Origin of the sequence: Atribacter sp. (assembly GCF_035418125.1) — a bacterium.
Taxonomy (GTDB): domain Bacteria; phylum Atribacterota; class Atribacteria; order Atribacterales; family Atribacteraceae; genus Atribacter; species Atribacter allofermentans.
Window position 1 is genome coordinate 1 of sequence record NZ_DAOLQM010000119.1, and the last position, 6,344, is coordinate 6,344.

The 6,344-nt window shown below is 36.6% G+C and carries 5 protein-coding genes; 3 read left to right on the forward strand and 2 right to left on the reverse strand.

The window, feature by feature from the left end; all coding sequences use genetic code 11:
* Positions 1 to 141: 141 nt before the first annotated feature.
* Together PLK24_RS06980 and PLK24_RS06985 are read left to right on the forward strand one after the other, a co-directional pair.
* Positions 142 to 1,545 (forward strand): DegQ family serine endoprotease, encoded by a 1,404-nt coding sequence (locus tag PLK24_RS06980; protein WP_324477622.1) that lies wholly within the window; start codon positions 142 to 144, stop codon positions 1,543 to 1,545.
* A 572-nt stretch (positions 1,546 to 2,117) separates the two neighbouring features.
* Positions 2,118 to 3,413, forward strand: coding sequence for a 6-phosphofructokinase (locus tag PLK24_RS06985; protein ID WP_324477624.1), 1,296 nt, complete (start codon positions 2,118 to 2,120; stop codon positions 3,411 to 3,413).
* A gap of 81 nt (positions 3,414 to 3,494) precedes the next feature.
* Here the strand turns inward: PLK24_RS06985 and PLK24_RS06990 are convergent, their stop codons facing one another.
* Positions 3,495 to 4,169 carry an isoamylase early set domain-containing protein gene (locus tag PLK24_RS06990; protein WP_324477625.1) on the reverse strand — a complete coding sequence of 225 codons (675 nt, stop codon included), beginning with the start codon at positions 4,167 to 4,169 and terminating at the stop codon, positions 3,495 to 3,497.
* 175 nt (positions 4,170 to 4,344) lie between these two features.
* On the opposite strand from PLK24_RS06990, the gene PLK24_RS06995 reads away from it, so the two are divergent.
* On the forward strand, positions 4,345 to 5,181 hold the full coding sequence (locus PLK24_RS06995) for an SDH family Clp fold serine proteinase (protein ID WP_324477627.1): 837 nt from the start codon (positions 4,345 to 4,347) through the stop codon (positions 5,179 to 5,181).
* 35 nt (positions 5,182 to 5,216) lie between these two features.
* On the opposite strand, the gene PLK24_RS07000 is transcribed toward PLK24_RS06995, so the two are convergent.
* Positions 5,217 to 6,125, reverse strand: coding sequence for a DUF1848 domain-containing protein (locus PLK24_RS07000; RefSeq protein WP_324477629.1), 909 nt, complete (start codon positions 6,123 to 6,125; stop codon positions 5,217 to 5,219).
* Positions 6,126 to 6,344: the final 219 nt, after the last annotated feature.

Consider the following 6,344-nt stretch of genomic DNA (forward strand, 5'->3'; position numbering starts at 1 on the left):
ACTAAAATGGGAATCATTCACTATTAAGATGGGTTTTTATAAAAATATGAGATAAAATAAAAAATTATGGAACTCGGTGAACTAAAAAAAAGTCAGAAATATATGAATGGTATAAAAAGTAAAATTGGAGGTTGAACCAAGATGTTCAAAAATAAAAAATTAAATTATGGATTTTTGTTATCAATGTTTGTGTTTTTTACCTTAAGCAGCTTTTCCTGGGCAGCTACTGTTCTGCCTGAAGTAAACGATATTATTCCTGATATCGTTGATAGGGTGAGTCCATCTGTAGTCAATGTAAATACCTCAAAAACTATGACGGTTACTTCACCCTTTGCTCCCTTTGCTCCATTCTTTGATCAAATACCTGAACAGTTTCAACGGGAAGTACCTCAAAGAGGCATTGGAACCGGTTTTATTTTTCGCGAAGATGGGTATATTATTACCAATAATCATGTGGTTGAAGGTGCTGACGAAATAAAGGTTACTTTATTGGATGGAAGAGAATTTTCTGGAAAAGTAATTGGTGCCGATTCTTTAACCGATATAGCTGTTGTTAAAGTTGAGGCGGAAAATCTTCCTACCCTTTCCCTGGGTGATTCTGATACTGCCCGAGTAGGTGAATTTGTAGTAGCAATTGGGAACCCTTATGGTCTTTCCCATACGGTAACTATGGGAGTATTGAGCGCTAAAGGGCGTGCAGTACCATCGGGTGATTCTGGACAAGAATACGAAAACTTTTTGCAAACGGATGCTGCTATTAATCCAGGAAATAGCGGTGGACCGCTCTTAAATTTGGATGGAGAGGTAATTGGTATCAATACTGCTATTATTCCTTTTGCCCAGGGAGTTGGGTTTGCGATTCCTATCAATATGGCAAAATCGATACTTGATCAATTAATCGAAAAAGGGAAAGTTGTCCGATCCTGGTTAGGGGTCTACATTCAAAATGTTACACCAGAAATTGGAAAACAGTTTGGCTATGAAGGAACTACCGGAGCATTAGTTGCCGATGTTATTGAGAATGGACCAGCGGCGAAAGCAAATTTTCAACGAGGTGATATTATCCTTTCAGTCAATGATCAAGAAATCACCGATACCAAACACCTTCAAAATACCATTCGGTCTTTAAAACCAGGTGACTCAGCAAACATCCAAGTTTGGAGAAATGGTGAAAAGAAAACCATCGAAGTACAGTTAGAAGAACTGGAAGATGAAACAGCGATTATACCTTCTGTTGATATAACTCCCCAAAAGGTAGATTTGGGTATGGAGATAAGTGAAATTTCAGCAGATCTCCAACAAAAATATGGATTTTCCGAAAGTAAAGGAGTAGTAGTTGTTTTGGTAACACCGGGAGGTCCAGCTGAAGAAGCCGGGTTAAGAGCTGGTGATGTTATACTCCAAATCAATCGAACTGATGTTTCTTCGGTCGAAGAGTTTAAAGCAGTTTTAACCAAAGTCGAACCAGGTGATACGGCAATTCTTCTAATCAGCCGAGCTGGGCGGACATTGTTTGTCCCAGTTAAAGCTATTGAGAAAAAATAAGTGATACTTTGAGAACTGCAAGGAGAGATAAAATTTAATCTTTCCTTGCAGTTTTATTATCTCGTTATTGGTTCATTTTAGAAAAATCAGTTTTTTTAAGAGTTGCTAACCATCGGGATGTTCTATTCCATCTTGAGAGTCTTCTTGGTGCAAATCGTAGTGGATCAATGACCAAAAACCAACTCAATAAACTCGCTCCCCTAAAATACTTATAAAATATTTGTTGGTTCAGTTTTTGGCGATTTTCTTATAGGTTTATTGAGAAAAAAATGAAACTGCATTTATAGGTTTAAAAACCTTCCTTGGAAAAGATTTTTAACTACTCAGGAAAGGGAATTGGAAGAATTCCTAAATTCCCCTTATAGGAGTGGACCCCATTAGGTATCTATTTTTATCTTATCATTATTATCAATACTTATCACTGAATTTTTTAGGTTAATATTTTTTGATTGGCCTTTATATAATTGAGTTATAATATGGCGAGGATTTTGAGCATATTGTGAAATTCCAAAAATTAATATAAAATCGACCCAAACTGATGGGGATGATTGAGAAGGAGGTAGAACTTCGTTATGGGAAAAAAGAAAGTAGCAATTCTGGTGGGTGGTGGTCCAGCACCAGGTCTAAACGGTGTTATATCTTCAGTAACGCTTGAATCAATCCAAAGAGGTTATGAAGTAGTGGGTATTTATAACGGATTCAAATGGATTTCTTCAGCTGATTTTGATCCAAAAGTACATACTATAACTTTGGATCGAAAAGTTGTTAATGGAATTCATTTTAAGGGTGGATCGATATTAGGAACTGCCCGAGACAGTTTAATTAAGAATGGAAAAATCGATACTGAAAAAGTAAACAATGTGAAGAAAGCCATGGAAATAATGGATATCGGTTACCTCGTAACGACCGGAGGAGATGATACTGCTTTTAGTGCCAGTATTATTTCCAAAGAGATTAAGAATTTTTATGTCGCTCATGTTCCTAAAACAATTGATAATGATTTACCCTTACCCGGTGAAATGCCAACCTTTGGATTTCAAACAGCTCGAGAATTAGGTACCGACCTTTTAAAGAATTTATTAGAAGATGCCCGGACGACGGGTCGATGGTATTTTGTTGTTGCTATGGGGCGGAGCGCCGGGCATTTAGCTTTAGGGATGGGAATAGCTGCTGGAGCGACCTTGACCATTATTCCCGAACAGTTTGGTCATGGAAAAACGACTTTAAAAAGTGTTTGTGATATTATCGAAGGTTCAATGCTCAAAAGAAAGCTTCAAGGCATGGATTGGGGAATTGGTGTAATAGCTGAAGGAGTAGCTTATAAATTTGGTGATTTTGAACAGTTAGAAAAAGTTTTGGGTAGACCCATACCTAAAGATCCACACGGACATCCTCGATTGGCTGAAGTGCCCTTAGGTGACCTTTTAAAACGGGAAATTGAGAATCGTTATGCGGAGAGAGAACAAAAAATAACTATAGTAACCAAAGACATCGGATATGAACTAAGATGTGCTGATCCAATCCCCTTTGATATTGAATATACTCGTGAGTTGGGATATGGAGCAATGGATTTCCTCCTTGGCGATGATTATAATGCTGACTTTAAAGAAGCTGGAGCTATGATCAGTTTGGTAGAGGGGAATCTTAACCCTATTCCTTTCCATCAAATTATGGATCCCGATAGTGGAAAGAAAACCATTCGTTTAGTAAATACCTATTCCTACAATTATAAGGTTGCCAGAGCTTTCATGACCTTACTCGAACCTAAAGAATTAAATAGCCCGGATCAGCTATCTAAACTTTCCAGTATTGCCAAAATGGATGAAAACACTTTTAAAAAGCACTTTTCGAATTTACCGAGAATTTAACCGATAATCCACTTACCAGCTTTCCTTTTAAATTTTATAGGAGAGTTGGTAAGTGGAACTAAAATTATGAATAAAGATTAATTATTCTCCTACGACGAGAACAGAATTTTCGGTACCAAATTGGTTAAAAATGTGGGGGGTATTCGGGTCAGTGAACCACTGATTATCAACTAAATAACGGTATTCATAACTTCCTTGAGGGATGGTGAGGGTAACGCTCCAGTGCCCTTTAAGGGTTTTTTTGAGAGGAGTGACGGTAGGATTCCAATCATTAAAAGATCCAACTAAGTAAACCTGTGAAGCATTTGGTGCCATACATTTAAACGTAACTCTGGCTTTTTGTTTGAGCTCAAATATGTTTTCAAGAGCACTATACAGCGAATCCATCATTTTATCCCCAGCATTGTTTAGTGTTGCTTTAATTCCAAAAACCGCGTGTTTGATATATTCTCGAGTTTTCGTTTTGTTTAACTCAGGAATGTTTCGAACGGCAGCTATTATCCCGTCAACGGCTTTTTGGTTAAACTCTTCAGCCTTTTCTCGGGTTTCTTTTGTCCCTTCAATAATTCCTTCCATTGCATTTTGGGCTAAGATTTTCATTTTTTCCCGGTTTAAGCCAAGATTTTTGATTTCTGAGTTGATAATTTCTTCGGTTAATTTTTGAATTTTATCCTGTATCTCTTCTCCTTTTTCCACTGCTTTGATGACAGTTTGCCGAAAAATCTCCTTCACCCACTTTTCACGGTTTTGGCTCATAATGACCTCCCTCGTAACAAAATAGAGTAGTCGGGTTTGGATTTACCATTTATAATAGATTTTATCCTTATTTCAATATATAACCATTAAAAGAAATATCTGTTCCCCTTAAATGGTTTAAAAGTAAAAATGGTTTTTGTAATATATATAAATGATTTTAAGGAGGTCTTGTTCTGTGTTCTGGAATATCGTGATAATTATTTTTTTAATTATTATGATTTATCCTATTATTCAAATGAAGGCACTTCAGCAGCAAAGATATTTTTTTATTCGAAGTTTGGAACGAAAACGAGGATCGCGGGTTATTGTCCTTATTCATCGCCAGGAAGAAATGTCTTTTTTTGGATTCCCTATTGCTCGTTATATCAATATTGAAGATTCTGAAAAAATTTTGAGAGCTATTCATTTAACCAACAAAAACATTCCTATTGATCTCATTTTGCATACACCAGGAGGAATAGTTCTAGCTGCAGAACAAATTGCCCGAGCCATCAAAAAGCATCCAGCAAAAGTGACGGTATTTATTCCACACTACTCCATGTCAGGTGGTTCGCTGATAGCATTGGCTGCCGATGAGGTAGTAATGGATCCCAACGCCGTTATAGGACCGGTTGATCCTCAAATTGGAACTATGCATTCTCAATATCCAGCGGCATCTGTATTAAGGGCATTAGAAATACCCAATCCCAATCGAGATGATGAGACTTTGATTTTAGGAGATATTGCTCGAAAGGCTATCAATCAAGTTTATCAGGTGGTTTATGATTTAGTCAAAGATAAGGTTGAAGAAGAAAAAGCTAAAAAATTAGCAGATATATTAAGTACCGGTATCTGGACTCACGATTTTCCAATTACTGTGGAATTAGCTCAGGAAATGGGATTGCCGGTTCGCATTGGTATTCCACAGGAAATCTATGACCTAATGGAACTTTACCCTCAAACTCAGCAAAATCGGCCTACAGTTGAGTTTATCCCTGGTCCCTATCGAAAACCGGAGAAGAAAGGTAGTTAAATTTATTTTGAGGAAAAATTAAAAATAATTTTTTATTATAGGTAAGGAAGGCTTAAGCTAGAGTTGGGTTTGAATCGACGAAAATCGGTTGCATAGCAATATCCACAACGGTACCAGCAAGTATGGTAGACACCAATATCCTTACTAATTGTGCAGCCACAATTAGCTCTTTGACCAGGATCTTTTTTTTGTATTTTTTTGGGGATTTTTACCTCTGGGAGAGCACTTTCAATATCATTAAAATGAATACATCTTCCCGGTTTAATCCCATTCTTTTTCATAACCTTGGAATATTCGGTTTTTTCGCAGCATCCAAAAACCTCAATTCCGAAGCTATTGGCAGTTTCTGTAATATTTTTAGTCAGATCATCAATAGCATTTAGGTCCGGTTCAATTATCTCAAGGTTATATTGTTTTTTTAGTGTTTTAAAAAACCAGTGATTTTTTTTATAGAAATCGAGAAAACTGACTACTACTTTCTTGGTAAAGGGATGTAAGAACTTAATTAAATGGAAAAAAGCTTGTTGATGAAAGGTTAAATCAAGCTTAAGATTTCCCTTACAAAAGATAATTGGGTCATAGCGCCAAATAATTCTTGTCGGTCCTATAGTATCAGCAAGCCTGGAAAAAGTGTCAATTCTCTCTGACAAAGGCGGAAGATGCGGCTCAAATACGGTTTGATAATAAGGATTTAATGTAAAATGGAAAAGATACCGATTATGAAAACCCAAACGATCTATTGCGGAAAGGAAGGTGATAAGGGGAAGAGGGTTTTTGCTCCAAAAGACAATTGCTTCTACGTCATTAGGGCTAAGTGATTGGATGCTAAAACGGTGAGTATTGAACGGATTGGGAATAACCACAAATCCATCTTTGAGTCGTCTCATAAACCATTCGCCATAAAAAGCGGGAATATCGGTTCGCCGGCTAGCACTGATAATCATTTATTCCTCCTTTTATAAATAAATCAGCGATCATGGTTTAACAATCTTATAAAAAGGTCATGTATTATTATATCTCCCTTTCCTTTTTATGAGGAACCGATTAAAATGAACCAAATTTTCATTTTCATCTGGTATTACCAAAGAGCCATGAGGGTCTATCCTGAAAATACCGAAATGAGTAAATAATGATCAAAACAAAATGAGTAAGAATAAGTCAAA